We start from the raw sequence: 14,576 nt of genomic DNA on the forward strand, positions 1-14,576 counted from the left end.
GCCACGCAGCAGGCTAGCCGGGGTGACCCCGCTCATCCGCTGCGCTGGCTGGCGATGTGCGCGGCCAGCGTGCGCAGCGACGAAAAAATGCGCACATTGTCTTCGTCGTCCGAACGTAACTGGAAACCGTAGCGCCTGGAAATGACGAGCGCGATCTCGAGGACATCGATCGAATCCAGACCGAGCCCTTCGCGAAACAGCGGCGCATCGGGCTCGATCTCGCTCGGGTCCAGATCGAGATTGAGCGCCGCGACAATCAGTTGGGCCACTTCCGGCAGCATGGCTGCCGCTTGGGAGGTTTCTTCAGACATCGTATGTTTCCGTGAAATGGTCGGATCGCCGAGCGGCAGGCGAGCAGCGCATGCCTGCCGCCGACGGCGAAGGATTGAGTGATTTCTTCATGGGCATCTTCAACCTGGGCTAAGGCGGTGCGCAAACCGGGCACGCCGGGTCCCGGCCGAACTTCACGCTGCGCCATTCCATCGCCAGCGCGTCGAGCAAGCAGAGGCGACCAACGGCCACCTCACCGGTGCCGACGATCAGCTTCAGAGCTTCGGCGGCCTGCATCGCGCCGATGATGCCGGTGAGCGGTGCGAACACGCCCATCACCGCGCAGCGCACCTCGTCGACGTCGTCGCCTTCGGGAAACAGACAGTGATAGCAGGGGGTGTCGTCGCGGCGGCTGTCGAAGACCGTCAATTGACCGGCAAAGCGGATCGCTGCGCCTGAAACCAGCGGCGTCCGGTGTCTGACGCAGGCCCGATTGACCGCGTGTCGTGTCGCGAAGTTGTCGCAGCAATCGAGAACCACGTCAGCGTCGGCGACCAGCTCCGCCAGTGCTTCGCCGGCCAGGCGGGTGGTGATCGCGTCGACCCGCACTTCCGGATTGATTCCCTGCAGCGCGGTTTGCCCGGACAGGGCTTTGGCTTGGCCGACGCGCTCCAGCGTGTGCAGGATCTGGCGCTGCAGGTTGGTCAGGTCGACGGTGTCACCGTCGGCAAGCGTGATTCGCCCCACGCCGGCAGAGGCGAGATACAGGGCGGCCGGCGACCCCAGACCGCCGGCTCCGACGATCAGTACCTTCGCCTTGACCAGTCGTTCCTGTCCTTCGATGCCGATCTCGTCGAGCAGGATATGCCGGCTGTAGCGCAGCAACTGATTGTCGTTCATCAGGCGGTCGCTGCTTGGCTACTTGTACTCGCGCCACTCCGGCGGGGTGTCGTCGTGGTCGCCGTGCGGGTGGCGTTCCCAGGCATGGGTATAGGCCTCGGACTGCGAGCGTTTGAGCGGCCGCAGAGGGGCGTCGAGGTTGTGCAACTGCGTCTCTTCGACGTAGTAGATCAGCGCTCGCATCATCTTGCTCATCAAGGTGTTGTCGAGGTGGTAACCCTTGTCTTCGAGCGCGCCTTCGAGTTCCTGCAGGCAGTGGTCGTGAAGGTCGTAAGCGACGCCTACCGCGCGCTCCTGGTCACGCCGTTCAACTTCCAGTTGTTCGATTCTGGCGAGGAAGTCCGTCGCTTCGGAGACCTGGCGTGGAGGAAACTTGGCGAACACGATGTTCCGCTGTTTGCGGATCGGCGGATGCTGCGGCGCGGCCAATCGTTTCACTGTTCATCTCCGAGAGAACGGTTACCGGATGGTCTGCATGATCTGCATCCCCTTGAGAAGGTTCAGAGCCTGTGTCAATTGATAGTCCTTGGGTGACGCGAGTTCTCGGCTTGGCAGCTCCACTGACTCGTCGGCGTCTTCCTTGGGTGTGCTGCCCTTCGGCTTGACTGGCGCCTTGCTCGTTGACGGCTTGGTGGACGTCTCCTTGGCCGGTGCAGCAGGGTCCTTGCTGGCGTCCAGGTGGTGTTCGAGGTTGGCTTCGCGCAAACGCTGCGTTGAGTTGCCGTTGGCATTGTCCTCGACGACGATGTCGGGAGCGATGCCCTTGGCCTGGATCGAACGGCCCGACGGTGTGAAATAGCGGGCGGTGGTGAGCTTGATCGCGGTGTTCCCCGGCAAGGGCAGCACGGTCTGCACCGATCCCTTGCCGAAGGTCGTCGTGCCGAGCACGAGCGCGCGTTTGTGGTCCTGCAGCGCGCCGGCGACGATCTCGGACGCCGAAGCAGAACCGCCGTTGACCAGCACCACCATCGGCACTTTGCGCGCTTCCGGCGGCAGGGTCTTGATGTAATCATCCCGGCTGCCACGCAGGTAGTCTGCGGGCGATACCGAGAAGCGATGCTTGGCATCGGCAGTGCGTCCGTCGGTCGAAGTGACCAGCGTGTCCGGTGGCAGGAAGGCCGCCGCAACACCGACGGCGCTGTTGAGCAGCCCCCCTGGGTCGTTGCGCAGGTCGAGAACCAGCCCGCGCAGCGGTCCTGGCTTGAAGAGGTCGTTCAGATGCTTGACCACTGCAGCGCCGGTATTCTCCTGGAACGAGGTGATGCGCAGGTAGCCGTAGCCGCCTTCGAGAAGTTTCGACTTGACGCTCTGGACCTTGATGACTTCGCGCATCAGGGTGATTTCGAGTGGTTTGGCCTCACCCTTGCGGATGATCGACAGCCTGATCGGCGACTTCGGTTTGCCGCGCATGCGCTTGACGGCTTCGTTCAAGGTCAGACCCTTGACCAGCGTGTCGTCGATCTTGAAGATCAGGTCGCCCGGTTTCACCCCGGCACGGTCGGCTGGCGTGTCCTCGATTGGCGAGACCACCTTGACCAGCCCGTCTTCCATGCCTACTTCGATGCCGATGCCGCCAAACTCGCCTTGCGTACCGACCTGCAGGTCCTTGAAGGCGTCGGCATCAAGGTAACTCGAGTGTGGATCAAGGTTGGAGAGCATGCCACTGATGGCGTGGGTGATCAGCTTCTTGTCGTCGACCGGCTCGACGTAGCCTTGCTTGATGGCGTTGAACACCTCGGCAAAGGTCCGCAGCTCTTCGACAGGCAGGCCGGCTCGTGTTTCCTTGTCGGCGATCGCCGAAAACTGGAGGCTGATCAGCACGCCACCCACCAAACCGGCGCAAAGCAGCCCGGCCTGTTTCAACTTACCCATTTGCTTCACTCCAGTGCGCACCTCATTTCAGGTTGACCCAAGCCAGCGGATCGAGCGGCTTTCCCTGATGACGAATCTCAAAGTATAAACCGGATTCAGGATTCCCACCGCTGTTGCCGACGGTGGCGACCGTGTCGCCAGCCCTGACATCATCGCCGACCTGCTTGAGGAGCGAATCGTTGTTGGCGTAGATCGACAGGTAGCCGCTGCCATGGTCGACGATCAGAAGATTTCCGAAGCCACGCATCCAGTCGGCAAACACCACCTTGCCGGCGGCAATGCTTTTCACTTCCGCGCCCGCGCTGGCCCGGATAAAGAGACCCTTCCAGGTACTGCCTTCCTGCCGCGCTGCGCCAAATCGATTGGTCACGGCGCCCCTGGTCGGTGAGCGCAGTTCTCCCTTCATGCGCGCCAGATTGGCCGTTGGTGGCATTTCCAGCGCGGGCTCAGGACGCACCTCTGTGGTCGGCGCTTTTCCGATGCGCTCTCCGTCGGCAGGCCGAGAGCTGGCCTGGGAAGACTTCTCGGTGCGCGTTTCCGGCTTCGCCAGCTCCCGCCGCTGAGCTGCCCGGCGAGCAGCCTCGCGAGCTTCAGCGGCTCTCGTGGCCATGATCTTCGCCAGACGGTCGATCAGTTCCGTCAGCCGCTTCTCGTCACGTTGCAGATGGCCGATCTCGCGCCGCTGCGTCGCGATCTGTTCGGAGACCTTGGCCAGCATCGCCTGGCGCTGTTCACGCTGGGCCAGCAGCCTGGCGTGTGCCTCGCGCTGTCTGGCTTCAATGGCCGACAGTTGCTCGGCCTGTTGTCGCGTCTCACCGGCCAGTGCCTGTTTACGTTCCAATGAGGCCTCGATGTCGACCAGGAGCTGGCTACGCGTCCGACCCACCACCTCCAGGTAGTAGAGATCACGGGCCGACTGATTGGGGTCGTCGCCATTGAGCAACACGCGCAGCGGATCCGGATTACCGCGCAGGTACTGCCGATAAAGCAGCTTTTCCAACTGGCCCTGCTGGGCGCCCAATCGCTGTTCCAGCTCGCGAGACTGTGCCGCGAGATCCTTGAGTACGGCCTGCAACCGGCCGTTCTGGGTCGTCAGGTGGTGCAGATCGCGCTGGGTGGACGATATGGCGCGGTCGGAGTCACGCAATTGATCAAGCGCGTCTCTGCGCGAGCCCTCGGCGGTGGCCATTTCGCTGCGCAGCGTCTCGATCTGGCCGTGCAGCGATTTCAAGTCGCTTTCCCTTTCGGCCACTTCACTCGTCGAGGCGGTGTCGGCACCCCGGCCGCTTTGCCTGCCGCTGGCGGCGAGTGACGGCGCCACTGTTGGCACCATCAGCGTTGCGGCGAGCAAAGCGACAGCCAGCAAGCGCCAGGCCGGCCGGCGAAGGATCGTCCGAGCGGTGGCTGCAGTCAGGAAGAGGGCGGGAGGGAAAATGCAGAACACACCGGCGTCAGATTTTTACTCTATAATGGCAGATTATATGATAAACGGCGAGTCTGGCGTACGTGCCCATCCGGACCAGCATCATCGACAAGCAGGAGCATATCGAGCAGGCGGCACGAGCGCTGAAATCGATTTCGCATCCCTTGCGCCTCAAAATCCTGTGCGTGATTGGCGATCAGGATGCTTGTGTGCAGGAGATCGTCGAAGCGGTGGGCACTTCGCAGAGCAATATTTCCCAGCATCTGGCCATTCTTCGCGAAAAGGGCGTTCTGCTCGCCCGGAAGGACGCGAACCGGGTTTACTATCGGGTTGGCGACGCGCGTACGCTGCAGTTGATCAGCATGATGCGCGAGGTTTTCTGCGGCGAATAGTTAGTCATGGTCAGTCATGGTCAGTCATGGTCAGTCATGTCGAGTCGTGCTATCTTCCGTGCCGGTAAAATATTCGGCCCTGCCGGTCGGTAGCCAACGGGTTTGATCTCCCTGGCAGCGTCAGTTTCTGGAGCTTCGATTGGAATTCATACAGCAAAACCTTCTTCTGGTAGCCGTTGCCGTCGTCAGTGGCACGATGCTGCTGGTGCTTTCGCTGCCTCGCTCGGGGGGCGCGAAGTCGCTGACGGCCGCTCAGGCGACCATGCTGATCAACCGCGAGAACGCGCAGTTGATCGACATTCGCGAGCCGAACGAGTACGTGGGCGGGCACCCGTCCGAGGCGCGCAACATTCCTGCCGGCTCGCTGGCGGCCCGCGCCGGCGAACTGGAGGCATTGAAGGATCAGCCGATCATTCTCCTCTGTCAGTCGGGCGCGCGCTCTTCCGATGCCTGCTCGACGCTGACCAAGCTCGGCTTCTCCCGGGTGCATACCCTCGCGGGGGGAATTGCCGGCTGGTCCGAGGCGGGCTTGCCGCTCAAGAAAGGAGCACGGAAGTGAGCGCTGCGCCGCACGTGCTGATGTACTCCACGGGTGTCTGCCCGTTTTGCATTCGCGCCGAGCAACTGTTGCGCGCGCGCGGCGTTGCCGACATCGAGAAAGTGCGCATCGATCTCGACCCCGAACGGCGCACCGAGATGCTCGAACGGACCGCCAGACGGACCGTTCCGCAGATTTATATCGGTGATTCCCACGTTGGCGGTTGCGACGAGTTGATGGCTCTCGATCGTGCCGGCAGGCTGTTACCCTTGCTCGCGGGTGAAGGTGTTTGACGCCTGCCCGGCAAGTTTCCCCACCCCTCACACACACCTTGAGAAAAGAAAATGAGCGAACCAGAAAACCCCGTTTTTGCGATCGAGAAAATCTACATAAAGGACCTCTCGGTTGAAGTGCCCAACGCCCCGCAGATCTTCCTGGACCGTGAGTCCCCCAAGGTCAGCATCCAGTTGCAGACCAATGCGCAGGGCATTGGCGAGGGGGTTTTCGAGGTGACTTTGACGACTACCGTCACCTCCAAGATCGAAGAGAAGACGGTCTTTCTCGTCGAGGTTGGTCAGGCCGGCATCTTCCGCATCCAGAATGTTCCCAGTGAAAACATGGAGCCCCTGCTCTCGATTGCCTGTCCGAACATCCTCTTCCCTTACGCGCGCGAAGTCGTTTCCGACGCCGTAACCCGCGCCGGCTTTGCGCCGGTGATGCTGCAGCCGGTCAATTTCGAAGCCCTCTACATGTCGCGGCTGCAGCAACAGGAAGAAGCTGCCAAAGATGCCCCCGGCGAGGCGACGATTCAGTAACCGGTTCGATCAATGAAGCGTCTGCTGAGCTTGCTGGTTGTCGCAAGCGTCGCCATGCCGGCGTTGGCGATCGAGTATCGAACCGTCGACGCGGCCGCGATCCTCTATGACGCGCCGTCGCAAAAGGGAGCCAAGCTTTTCGTCATCAAGCGTGGCACACCGGTCGAACTCGTCGTGAACCTCGAAGGGTGGTCGAAGGTCCGCGACGCCGACGGCGGTCTGGCGTGGATCGAGGCCAAGTATCTCGCCAAGCGGCGTGCGGTGATCGTCACTGCGGCGCGGACGCAGGTCCGGCAAAGTGGTGACGACTCAGCGCCAGTCGTCTTCGAAGCGGAAAAGAACGTCTCGCTGGACTATCTCGAAACGGCCTCTGGCGGCTGGGTCAAGGTGCGCCATCGCGACGGGCAGTCCGGCTTCGTGCGTGCCAACCAGATCTGGGGCTTCTGAACGGCCATGAAAATAGCGGTACTCGGTGCGGGCGCCTGGGGGACAGCGCTGGCCATTGCTTTCAGCGCTCGGCACACGGTGACGCTTTGGGCGCGCAGGGCTGAAGTCAGAAGCCTCCTGCGCGAAGAGCGCGAGAACCGGCGCCTGCTTCCTGGGCACCGCTTTCCAGACCGGCTCCTTGTCGGCGACGACATCGGGAAGGCAGCCGCCGACGCCGACCTGCTGCTCATCGCCACGCCGCTTTCCGGCTTGCGCCCGACGGTTTGCCGTCTTCGTGATGCCGGCCTGGCAAAGCCGCTGATCTGGGCGTGCAAGGGTCTGGAAGCGGAAACGGCAAAGCTCCCGCACCAGATCATCGCCGAAGAGCTCGGCTCACAGGCCCCTTGTGGCGCGCTATCTGGGCCGAGTTTCGCCGAAGAAGTGGCACGTGGCCTGCCGGCGGCGGTCACGCTGGCGGCCAACGACACGGACTTCGGGCATCGCACAGCGCGCGCCCTGCACAGTGCGCACTTCCGGATCTATGCCAACGATGACCTGCCGGGCGTTGAAGTCGGCGGTGGGGTGAAGAATATCATGGCCATCGCCACCGGCATCTGCGACGGTCTCGGCCTCGGCCTCAATGCCCGCGCCGCGCTGATCACGCGCGGACTGGCCGAAATTGCGCGCTTTGGCGTGGCTCTCGGCGGCCACCCGCAAACCTTCATGGGACTCGCCGGCATGGGCGATCTGATCCTGACCTGCACCGGCGACCTGTCGCGCAATCGGCGGGTCGGCCTGGCGCTGGCCGAGGGCAAGACCCTGCCGCAGATCCTGCATGACCTCGGCCATGTCGCCGAGGGCGTCAGCACGACGCGTGAAGTCGCTCGTCTGGCGGCGCAGATGGGAATCGACATGCCGATCACCAGCGCCGTAGACGCGATCCTCTATCGCGATGAACCGGCGGCGCTGGCGGTCGAGATGCTGCTGCGCCGCGATCCGAAGATCGAGGCCAGCTAGCCTGCTCGGCCACCTGTGCGAGAGGGAAGAGAATCTCGACCGAATCGAAAGGCACGGAAATCGTTCAGTCTTCGGGTCTGTCGATCAATCCTCCAGTGGTCGACATCGCGTTGGAAGTCTTCGAGCAAGGCTCAAGTGTTGTGAACGCGACCTCCTCTCGATCGCCAATGTGGCGGTTGTCTACGCTGGAGAATGGTTCTTGAGCCAGTCTCGCAGCGCGGCATTCATGCGCGTTTGCCAACCGGGGCCTGCAGCGCGGAAAGCTGCCAGCACGTCGTTGTCAAAACGGATGGCCACCTGCTCCTTGTTGCCACTTCCCGCTGGACGGCCACGCCCCTTACGGGCAGCTTCGCTAGCGGCCTGCATTTCCTCCACTGTCGACGGGCGCTTGTCCTCATCCTTGCCATCCCAGACGAAATCACTGGATGGCGGAATGGCGCGCACTGCCGCCAACACCTCGTTACGGTTCATCGCATTCGTTTTCGAGCCAGGCATCGTAAATCTCCCGTTGTTCGCGGTTTGCAGGGCGGAAGCTGATGACGCGCGCCGCCCCGTCGCGCTCGGTATGCACCACCGTCAGCACTGCCAGAAAACCGAGCGCGTAGGACACTGATTCAATCCTATCTTCGCCACCACGCCGAACCGGCGTATCCATCCTGAAGCGCGAATCCAGCACTTCGCCCGCATCTGCAAAATCGAGACCGTGCTTGGCCAGATTCTCGCGTCGCTTGGCTTCGTCCCAGATCAATTGGGTTTCCATGCAGATAATCGTAGATGCGTTAATTGTGCGTGTCAAGGAATACTTGTAGATGCGTTTGATAGCCAACAAGGCTCCTGCCACCTGTTCGGTCGGGTCTCACGTTCGCGTTCAGGGGCAGTCTATGGCGACGCTCAAGGCGCCCAGTGTTCAGGCGTATTGCCAATCCGGAGATGCAAAGATGGATTGCGGCTTTCCTGGAGTAGAAAGGCCTGTCTCTGCCAGTCATCCGCACGGCGGAAGAACTCGTGGCAGAAGACCATGTGGCATGACGAACTTGTCGAGGACGTGCGCGCCATTCGGGAAGCGCACGCCGGTGGATTTAAAGTATGATTGCGCGCGGTTTATGATGACCTGGGCAGGACGGGGACACGGTTGCCGGACGGTCGGCGACCTCGATTCCACCCTGTTTTCAACCTCTGATCGGAGTCGGCCATGAAGGTATTTCAAGTCGAAGGGCAATGGACGCGCGACAACCTGCGTTTGTCGAGCCACCCCGATCCACAGCCGGGTCCCGGCGAGGTGCGGGTGGCGCTGCGCGCAGCAGCACTCAATTACCGTGACCTGCTCGTGCCGCAGCACGGTTACGGGTCACGGATGCAGGCGCTGCCGCTGATCATGCTGTCAGATGGCGCCGGCGTCGTCGATGCCGTTGGCCCTGGCGTCAGCACAGTGGCGGCTGGCGATCGCGTCTGCCCGCTGTTCTTCCAGAACTGGTCGGGTGGGCCGGCGAACGCCGAGCGGCTCGGGCGAAGCCTCGGCTGCGAGATCGACGGCACGATGGCCGACTATCGGGTGCTGCCGGCGAGTGGGGTGGCTGCGGCGCCGGCGCACCTCGACGATCTACAGGCGGCGACGCTGCCGACCGCGGCGGTCACCGCCTGGCGGGCGCTGATCAGCGAAGGACGGATTGCCCCGGGTGACAAGGTGCTGGTGCAGGGAACCGGCGGCGTCTCGCTGTTCGCGCTGCAGTTCGCCAAGCTGGCCGGCGCCGAGGTGATCGTCACTTCGAGCAGCGACGACAAGCTCGCGCGCGCCCGTGCGCTCGGCGCCGACGCGACGATCAACTACCGAACACAGCCCGAATGGGGCCGCCGGGCACGCGAGATCGCCGGCGCCGAAGGCGTCGATCACATCGTCGAGGTCGGTGGCGAGAACACCCTCGGTCAGTCGCTGCGGGCGATCCGGCCGGGCGGCACGATCAGCATGATCGGCGTACTGTCGGGCGGCCGGATGGACGTGTCGCTCGGGCTGGTGGTGACCCGCCACGTGCGCCTCCAGGGAATCACCGTCGGCAGCCGCGACGATTTTCTCGCGATGAGTGCGGCGATCGCCCGGCACCGCTTGCAGCCGGTGGTGGACCGGGTGTTTTCGTTCTCCGAGCTGCACGCGGCACTCGACTACCTGTCCACCGGCCAGCATTTCGGCAAGATCTGCATGGGCATCTGAAGCCGGCGGGAGAAAAATCAGGCACAATGACTCGACTAGGCTGCGGGGTCCGCGGCAGCATTCGGTCAATATTCTGAAGCGGAAGGCGAACCAGGAAAGACAAGGATGGGACCTCGCGCGGTTGCGATCACCTCGGAAATCAGTCAGGTCGGCGGCCCCGGGCTGACACATGCCAATGACGCGGCGGTCTACCTCGTGCATTTCGGCGACGCTGCGGCGCTGATCGATGCCGGCTGCGGTCATGCGACCGATCGGCTGCTGCTCAACATCGCAGCCGCCGGCGTCCTTCCGGAGCAGATCCGGGTCCTGTTGCTCACCCATTGCCACTACGACCACAGTGGTGGCGCTGCCGGACTTCGCCAGCGATTCGACTGGCCGGTGGCCCTCCATGCACTCGAGGCGTCGTATCTGGAAAGCGGCGACAACCGGGTGAGCGCCGCATCGTGGTACAGCGACCACCTGGCTCCGTGCCCGGTCGATCGGCGGCTCGCCGATGGCGATTACATTCCCCTTGGCGATCGATCCCTTCGGACACTCCACATTCCGGGGCACTCTCCCGGTTCGGTCGCTTTTCTGGTCGAGTCCGAGGGTCGGCGGGTCGTTTTCGCACAGGATGTCCATGGGCCGCTCCACTCGACCCTGTTGTCCAACAGCCGCGACTATCAGGCGTCGCTGCGCAAGCTCGAAGCCCTGAACGCGGACATCCTCTGTGAGGGCCACCATGGCGTCTTTGTCGGCGCGGCGGCCATTGCCGGTTTCATCGAACGTTTTATCGAAGACTGAGGGCACCCAATGGCCACTACACGCAGCGAACGGGATTCCTTCGGCGTCATCGAGGTGCCTGCCGACCGGCTCTGGGGCGCGCAGACACAACGGTCTCTGGAACACTTCGCGATCTCGACCGAGCGTCTGCCGACGGAGATGGTGCACGCGCTGGCCGCCGTGAAGTCCGCTGGCGCGCGGGTCAACTTAGCACTCGGCCTGTTGCCGGAGGACAAGGCAGCGGCCATCGTCAGCGCCGCCGAGGAAGTGCTCGCTGGTCGCCACTCACTGGAGTTTCCCCTGTCCGTCTGGCAGACCGGATCGGGCACGCAGAGCAACATGAACGTGAACGAGGTGCTGGCCAACCGCGCCTCGGAGCTGCTCGGCGGCGAGCGTGGCGAGCAGCGCCGCATTCATCCCAACGATGAGGTCAATCTCGGGCAGTCGTCGAACGACGTCTTTCCGACTGCCATGCACCTGGCTGCCTCGCTCGGCATCGTCCGCGCGCTGCTGCCGGCACTCGCCCGACTGCGCACGACGCTGGCGGCGAAGTCCGCCGCTTTCGCCGAGATCGTCAAGATTGGCCGCACGCATTTGCAGGACGCCACACCGCTGACCCTTGGCCAGGAGTTCTCGGGCTATGTCGCGCAGATCGAACACGGCGAGTCGATCGTCACTGGCGCGCTGCCTTCGCTCTATCCGTTGGCCATCGGCGGCACCGCGGTGGGTACAGGGATCAACACGCACCCTGAATTCGGCGCGCGCGTCGCCGCCGAACTCGCCCGCAGCAGCGGGCTACCGTTCGTCAGCGCTGCCAACAAGTTTGCCGCGCTGGCCGCGAACGATGGCCTCGTCGCCGCGCATGGCGCGCTCAAGACGCTGGCCGTCGCGCTGATGAAGATAGCTAACGATATCCGCTGGCTGGCCTCGGGGCCGCGCTCGGGACTCGGCGAGATCAGTATCCCGGAAAACGAGCCCGGCAGTTCGATCATGCCGGGCAAGGTCAACCCGACCCAGTGCGAGGCGCTGACCATGCTCTGCTGTCAGGTGATGGCCAACGACGTCGCCATCAGCTTTGCCGGCGCGTCCGGCAACTTCGAACTCAATGTTTTCAAGCCGCTGATCATTCACAACTTCCTGCAGAGCGTGCGCTTGCTTGCAGATGGCATGACGAGCTTCGAGGCACACTGCGTACGCGGGATCGAGCCCCGGCGGGAACGTATCGCCGAACTGCTCGAGCGCTCGTTGATGCTGGTGACGGCGCTTGCGCCCCACATCGGTTACGACCGTGCTGCCGAGATCGCCAAGCTTGCGCACCATGACGGCAGCACGCTGCGTGCGGCGGCACTGGCGCTGGGACAGGTGACGGCCGAGGAGTTCGACCTCTGGGTGCGGCCGGCGGATATGGTGCATTACGATGAAAGTCGCGCGAGCGACGGCCAACCGGGATGACTTCCCGGCCGGGTTGGCTCGGCTCGGCCATCAAGTGCCGGGAGCGAGCCAGGCCGCTGGCGCGTTGAAGGTGGGCTCCCCAGCGTGTAAGATGAACCTCATCGCCACACTGACAGGAAACGCCATGGTTCGCAGTTTGCTACCCGTCGCCTTGTTCGCCGTGGTCAGCGTCTTGGGCGCATTCGGCAGTCTGCTGGCCCCGGTCAATGCCCAGCCAATACGCGCCGCGACACGCGCCGAATTGCTTTACTCAACGCATTGCATTGGCTGCCACGACACCGAGATTCATTGGCGGGACAAGAAACTCGTCACTGACCGCGAAACTCTGCGGGCCGAAGTACGCCGCTGGCAGGAAATCCAGGGGCTGGGGTGGGGTAGGGCAGAGGTCGACGAGGTGACGCGATATTTGCAGGCTCGCTACTATCACGATCTCAAGTCGGATTGAGCTGCCGAACCTGAGAGCGGACCACCCTGGTGGCTGCCGCTTGGGTCGCTCAGGCGGCGCTGCGCACCCCGTCGAGGCTGACGGTCTGCTGCAGGACATGGTGAATGTTCTGCCCGACTCTGTTGAGTGCCTGCATTTGTGAGACCAGCTTGTCCTCGACGCTGACCAGTTCGGCGATGCGCTCTTCCAGCGTATCGGTCGCCTGGTGGATCCGCTTGATACTCTCCAGGCGGCGCTTGAGCTGAATCTGGTGTTCCCGAATCTGAATCTCCATCGGCGCCATGATCGCCTTCAGCCAGGATTCGGCGTCGCGGTTGGCGTGCTCGAAAGTCTTGCGCACCAGGATCGCCACCTCCTCAAAAAATCGCTGCGTGAGATGCCCCTTCTCCTGAATCAGCAACTGGAACACGGTGTTGATGTGCGTGCTGCACCATTCATCAAGACGGTCGATTTCCTTCTCGTAGCGGATCAGCGAAAAAGCGATCGGCGCTCCCAGCTTGAGCCCGTGTTCAACGGAAAACTTCCGGTAGATGGCCTCCATCATGGCCAGGATCTCGGTCACCTCGCTCTCGGACCGAATGAGGTTGCCGCGAGCGACGTCAAAAAAGTGCGCCATCGCCGTCGTGAGCGTCTTGGAGAAGGTCGCATTGAGCATTGCCTCGCGTGTCGCTGTGGTCAACAGACGAAGCGAATCGAGACCGAGGTGCGCGAAGAGCTTGTTGGTGAGCTGCGAGAAAACGCTGCGCACGGCATAGTAGCGCTGCAAACCTGATTCAAACTCCTCCTTCTCGACGCGCACTTTGCCCATCATGTACTCGACGACACCCTTGTTCTTGCCGCGCAACTCGGTCAGTTCGGCGACCTGTTCGCGCAGGTTGGCGAGACGCGATTCCAGCAGGCTGCGCGTGCGCAGATAACAATCGGCGAATTCACTTTCGGTGCTGTCGCGAACGATTTCCTGCTTGGCCGGGATCAACTCCTCGGAAAGCGCACGCTCGAGATCGGTCAGGCGGCTTCGTTTAAGCAATTCCGGGTCATCGTTGATCTTGGCGACCAGCCCTTTCTGTGCTGACACTGGAAAGATCTGACCTTCGGGTAATTCGAGTGTCCAGGCGCAGGTGTCGATCTGCCTGGCGATTTCGGCATCGATTTCGGCCTCTGATTTGAGTTCGTCCCACAGGCTGTCGATCTTGTTCAGAACGACGATGCGGCCCTTCTTGCGCCCACCCGGTGTGCCGATGTGTTCGCGCCAGACGGTCAGGTCGGACTGCGTGACGCCCGTATCGGCGGCCAGTATGAAGAGCACGGCGTGGGCGTTGGGCAGCAGTGACAAGGTCAGCTCAGGCTCGGTGCCAATGGCGTTCAGACCCGGCGTATCGAGAATCACCAGTCCCTGCGCGAGCAGGGGATGCGGGAAATTGATCACCGCATGGCGCCAGCGCGGTATCTCCACGGTCCCGTCGGCGTCGACGCGAAACAGCGCAGAGTCGCCGTCGGCCAGTGCAAAGCCGAATTTTTCCGCCGTCGCGCAGTCGATGCGGATGACGTCGCTGACATGACGCAGAGCCTCCTGCATCGCCTCCGCCGAGGTCGTGTCGAGCGGAATGGTTTCCCATTCGTCGGGAAAGCGCTTGTATTCGCTGATACTGGCGTTGGATTCCCGGCTCTCGATGGGCAGCAACTCGATAGATGGCGGCCGGCTCCTGTCGAACATCAATTCGGTCGGGCACATCGTCGTGCGGCCCGCGGTGGAGGGTAATATGCGGTTGCCGTAATTGGCGAAGAAGAGGGCGTTGATCAACTCCGACTTGCCGCGCGAAAACTCGGCGACAAAGGCCACATGCAGCCGGTCTTCGCGCAGTTTGTCGAGCAAGTGGGTGATACGCCGGTCCGTCTGGGCGTCGGTCAGTTCGTTCTCGACCAGCCAGAGCGCGAACTTCTCCAGGACCTCGGAGAGGTCAGCGCGCCATTCGCTGTAGGCGGCAAAATGTTGGGCAAGCGTCATGGCTAGTTCCAGCGCAAGGACAAGCTTCACTCTACCACAAAGTTATCGTCTCT

18 protein-coding genes are annotated in these 14,576 nt (G+C 62.7%); 10 read left to right on the plus strand and 8 right to left on the minus strand.

The window, feature by feature from the left end; all coding sequences use genetic code 11:
- Positions 1–32: 32 nt before the first annotated feature.
- From ACCAA_RS14085 to ACCAA_RS14105, 5 genes are all read right to left on the minus strand, one after another.
- Positions 33–311 carry a phosphopantetheine-binding protein gene (locus ACCAA_RS14085; RefSeq protein ID WP_186407879.1) on the minus strand — a complete coding sequence of 93 codons (279 nt, stop codon included), beginning with the start codon at positions 309–311 and terminating at the stop codon, positions 33–35.
- Between the two features lie 109 nt (positions 312–420).
- Positions 421–1,170, minus strand: a complete 750-nt coding sequence (locus tag ACCAA_RS14090) for a HesA/MoeB/ThiF family protein (protein ID WP_186407880.1) — start codon at positions 1,168–1,170, stop codon at positions 421–423.
- Between the two features lie 18 nt (positions 1,171–1,188).
- Entirely contained in the window at positions 1,189–1,608 is a 420-nt protein-coding gene (locus ACCAA_RS14095; protein ID WP_186407881.1) for a hypothetical protein, read from the minus strand.
- Positions 1,609–1,629: 21 nt separating this feature from the next.
- A complete protein-coding gene (locus tag ACCAA_RS14100) occupies positions 1,630–3,042 on the minus strand; it encodes a S41 family peptidase (protein WP_186407882.1) in 1,413 nt (470 codons plus the stop codon).
- Between the two features lie 22 nt (positions 3,043–3,064).
- On the minus strand, positions 3,065–4,486 hold the full coding sequence (locus ACCAA_RS14105; RefSeq protein WP_186407883.1) for a murein hydrolase activator EnvC family protein: 1,422 nt from the start codon (positions 4,484–4,486) through the stop codon (positions 3,065–3,067).
- Positions 4,487–4,548: 62 nt separating this feature from the next.
- Between ACCAA_RS14105 and ACCAA_RS14110 the strand changes: the two genes are divergently transcribed.
- The 6 genes from ACCAA_RS14110 (at position 4,549) to ACCAA_RS14135 (ending at position 7,653) form a co-directional block, all read left to right on the plus strand.
- Positions 4,549–4,857 carry an ArsR/SmtB family transcription factor gene (locus ACCAA_RS14110; protein ID WP_186407884.1) on the plus strand — a complete coding sequence of 103 codons (309 nt, stop codon included), beginning with the start codon at positions 4,549–4,551 and terminating at the stop codon, positions 4,855–4,857.
- A gap of 139 nt (positions 4,858–4,996) precedes the next feature.
- Complete coding sequence (locus ACCAA_RS14115) at positions 4,997–5,416, plus strand: rhodanese-like domain-containing protein (RefSeq protein ID WP_245754583.1); 420 nt, start codon at positions 4,997–4,999, stop codon at positions 5,414–5,416.
- Positions 5,417–5,436: 20 nt separating this feature from the next.
- Positions 5,437–5,688: a glutaredoxin 3 gene (gene grxC, locus ACCAA_RS14120; protein WP_186407967.1), complete on the plus strand. Its 252-nt coding sequence runs from the start codon at positions 5,437–5,439 to the stop codon at positions 5,686–5,688.
- Positions 5,689–5,739: 51 nt separating this feature from the next.
- Positions 5,740–6,210, plus strand: coding sequence for a protein-export chaperone SecB (gene secB, locus ACCAA_RS14125; RefSeq protein WP_186407885.1), 471 nt, complete (start codon positions 5,740–5,742; stop codon positions 6,208–6,210).
- Between the two features lie 12 nt (positions 6,211–6,222).
- The gene (locus ACCAA_RS14130) at positions 6,223–6,657 is read left to right on the plus strand and encodes an SH3 domain-containing protein (RefSeq protein ID WP_186407886.1); all 435 of its coding nucleotides are present in this window, start codon (positions 6,223–6,225) and stop codon (positions 6,655–6,657) included.
- Positions 6,658–6,663: 6 nt separating this feature from the next.
- The gene (locus ACCAA_RS14135) at positions 6,664–7,653 is read left to right on the plus strand and encodes an NAD(P)H-dependent glycerol-3-phosphate dehydrogenase (RefSeq protein ID WP_186407887.1); all 990 of its coding nucleotides are present in this window, start codon (positions 6,664–6,666) and stop codon (positions 7,651–7,653) included.
- A 180-nt stretch (positions 7,654–7,833) separates the two neighbouring features.
- Here ACCAA_RS14135 and ACCAA_RS14140 read toward each other — a convergent pair whose 3' ends face one another.
- Both ACCAA_RS14140 and ACCAA_RS14145 read right to left on the minus strand, forming a co-directional pair.
- Positions 7,834–8,124: a BrnA antitoxin family protein gene (locus tag ACCAA_RS14140; RefSeq protein WP_186407888.1), complete on the minus strand. Its 291-nt coding sequence runs from the start codon at positions 8,122–8,124 to the stop codon at positions 7,834–7,836.
- The gene (locus ACCAA_RS14145; protein WP_186407968.1) at positions 8,114–8,413 is read right to left on the minus strand and encodes a BrnT family toxin; all 300 of its coding nucleotides are present in this window, start codon (positions 8,411–8,413) and stop codon (positions 8,114–8,116) included. The genes ACCAA_RS14140 and ACCAA_RS14145 overlap by 11 nt, the downstream gene beginning before the upstream one ends.
- Before the next feature lie 432 nt (positions 8,414–8,845).
- Between ACCAA_RS14145 and ACCAA_RS14150 the strand changes: the two genes are divergently transcribed.
- From ACCAA_RS14150 to ACCAA_RS14165, 4 genes are all read left to right on the plus strand, one after another.
- Positions 8,846–9,859 (plus strand): zinc-dependent alcohol dehydrogenase family protein, encoded by a 1,014-nt coding sequence (locus ACCAA_RS14150; protein WP_186407889.1) that lies wholly within the window; start codon positions 8,846–8,848, stop codon positions 9,857–9,859.
- 105 nt (positions 9,860–9,964) lie between these two features.
- On the plus strand, positions 9,965–10,642 hold the full coding sequence (locus ACCAA_RS14155) for an MBL fold metallo-hydrolase (protein ID WP_186407890.1): 678 nt from the start codon (positions 9,965–9,967) through the stop codon (positions 10,640–10,642).
- Positions 10,643–10,651: 9 nt separating this feature from the next.
- Positions 10,652–12,073 carry a class II fumarate hydratase gene (fumC, locus tag ACCAA_RS14160; protein WP_186407891.1) on the plus strand — a complete coding sequence of 474 codons (1,422 nt, stop codon included), beginning with the start codon at positions 10,652–10,654 and terminating at the stop codon, positions 12,071–12,073.
- A gap of 124 nt (positions 12,074–12,197) precedes the next feature.
- Entirely contained in the window at positions 12,198–12,518 is a 321-nt protein-coding gene (locus ACCAA_RS14165; RefSeq protein WP_186407892.1) for a hypothetical protein, read from the plus strand.
- Between the two features lie 49 nt (positions 12,519–12,567).
- Here the strand turns inward: ACCAA_RS14165 and ACCAA_RS14170 are convergent, their stop codons facing one another.
- Entirely contained in the window at positions 12,568–14,523 is a 1,956-nt protein-coding gene (locus tag ACCAA_RS14170) for a dynamin family protein (RefSeq protein WP_186407893.1), read from the minus strand.
- Positions 14,524–14,576 lie beyond the last annotated feature (53 nt).

The sequence above is a fragment of the Candidatus Accumulibacter aalborgensis genome (genome assembly GCF_900089955.1).
Classification (GTDB): Bacteria; Pseudomonadota; Gammaproteobacteria; order Burkholderiales; family Rhodocyclaceae; genus Accumulibacter; species Accumulibacter aalborgensis.

Excerpts from the sequence above, each read along its gene's own strand:
- grxC (WP_186407967.1), top strand. The coding sequence starts at position 5,437 with ATGTACTCCACGGGTGTCTGCCCGTTTTGCATTCGCGCCGAGCAACTG.
- ACCAA_RS14085 (WP_186407879.1), bottom strand. The coding sequence starts at position 311 with ATGTCTGAAGAAACCTCCCAAGCGGCAGCCATGCTGCCGGAAGTGGCC.
- ACCAA_RS14145 (WP_186407968.1), bottom strand. The coding sequence starts at position 8,413 with ATGGAAACCCAATTGATCTGGGACGAAGCCAAGCGACGCGAGAATCTG.
- ACCAA_RS14150 (WP_186407889.1), top strand. The coding sequence starts at position 8,846 with ATGAAGGTATTTCAAGTCGAAGGGCAATGGACGCGCGACAACCTGCGT.
- ACCAA_RS14165 (WP_186407892.1), top strand. The coding sequence starts at position 12,198 with ATGGTTCGCAGTTTGCTACCCGTCGCCTTGTTCGCCGTGGTCAGCGTC.
- fumC (WP_186407891.1), top strand. The coding sequence starts at position 10,652 with ATGGCCACTACACGCAGCGAACGGGATTCCTTCGGCGTCATCGAGGTG.
- ACCAA_RS14135 (WP_186407887.1), top strand. The coding sequence starts at position 6,664 with ATGAAAATAGCGGTACTCGGTGCGGGCGCCTGGGGGACAGCGCTGGCC.
- ACCAA_RS14100 (WP_186407882.1), bottom strand. The coding sequence starts at position 3,042 with ATGGGTAAGTTGAAACAGGCCGGGCTGCTTTGCGCCGGTTTGGTGGGT.
- ACCAA_RS14140 (WP_186407888.1), bottom strand. The coding sequence starts at position 8,124 with ATGAACCGTAACGAGGTGTTGGCGGCAGTGCGCGCCATTCCGCCATCC.
- ACCAA_RS14155 (WP_186407890.1), top strand. The coding sequence starts at position 9,965 with ATGGGACCTCGCGCGGTTGCGATCACCTCGGAAATCAGTCAGGTCGGC.
- secB (WP_186407885.1), top strand. The coding sequence starts at position 5,740 with ATGAGCGAACCAGAAAACCCCGTTTTTGCGATCGAGAAAATCTACATA.
- ACCAA_RS14090 (WP_186407880.1), bottom strand. The coding sequence starts at position 1,170 with ATGAACGACAATCAGTTGCTGCGCTACAGCCGGCATATCCTGCTCGAC.
- ACCAA_RS14130 (WP_186407886.1), top strand. The coding sequence starts at position 6,223 with ATGAAGCGTCTGCTGAGCTTGCTGGTTGTCGCAAGCGTCGCCATGCCG.
- ACCAA_RS14170 (WP_186407893.1), bottom strand. The coding sequence starts at position 14,523 with ATGACGCTTGCCCAACATTTTGCCGCCTACAGCGAATGGCGCGCTGAC.